At 37.4% G+C, this 812-nt stretch carries 1 protein-coding gene and 1 pseudogene; both read left to right on the plus strand.

Translation table 11 applies throughout. The features are described 5' to 3' along the window. The coding region (locus ADIWIN_RS20620; protein ID WP_040757661.1) for a hypothetical protein at positions 1-303 on the plus strand (303 nt) is incomplete at its 5' end. Next, positions 252-812 (plus strand): annotated as a pseudogene (locus tag ADIWIN_RS20625) (hypothetical protein); the annotation flags it as partial. The gene ADIWIN_RS20620 and the pseudogene ADIWIN_RS20625, both read left to right, overlap by 52 nt.

Consider the following 812-nt stretch of genomic DNA (forward strand, 5'->3'; position numbering starts at 1 on the left):
GGTAATGATAAAACAACTTATTTCATGTCGTTAGATTACCTGGATCAGGAAGGTATTGCTGTCGGAACATCCTTTGAAAGGTTCTCTATAAGGACAAACGTTGAATCTAAAGTGACAGATCTGATCACCATTGGGTTAAATATTGCAGGAAGCACTTCTACTCAGATTGATGCCAATTCCGAAGGAAAAGATAGAAATATAAACACTTCATTGAGGCATGGTGCTCTTGTAGACGCCTCAGATTTTTATTTTTGGATGATGGTTTTACATTTAGGAATGATTATTCATTTGAGTATGGGTTAGGTAATGCTTCAAGTAGTATCTATCAGCTTAACAATCTAAGTCAGGAATTTACCAGACCACAGGCACTAGTTAATACGCACATCGATTTTAATTTAATTGAAGGCTTGGTCCTCAAGATGGCCGGATACTATAGATACAATTCTCTTAAGTTTTCAGAAAGAAGAGATATGATACTTGGGGGTGGAAATTCAGGTGCAGCAATTTCAAATGAATTTCAGAATAATTGGACGTTGGAATCAACACTCAACTACATCAAACAAATTGGTAAACATTCAATTACAGGGTTATTGGGATATAGTAGTCAGAAAGACTACACCGAATTCTCATCATTATCAGGTAGGGGCTTTCCCAATGATCTTTCCCTCACTTTGAATAATGCAACCGAGATATCGAGCTGGAACGAGGGTATAAATGAATGGTCACTTATTTCCACGTTTGCAAGGACTACTTATGGATATGACTCTCGTTATTTATTCACAGCGAGCATCCGAAGAGATGGTAGTTCGAGA

The sequence above is a fragment of the Winogradskyella psychrotolerans RS-3 genome, assembly GCF_000427335.1.
Classification (GTDB): domain Bacteria; phylum Bacteroidota; class Bacteroidia; order Flavobacteriales; family Flavobacteriaceae; genus Winogradskyella; species Winogradskyella psychrotolerans.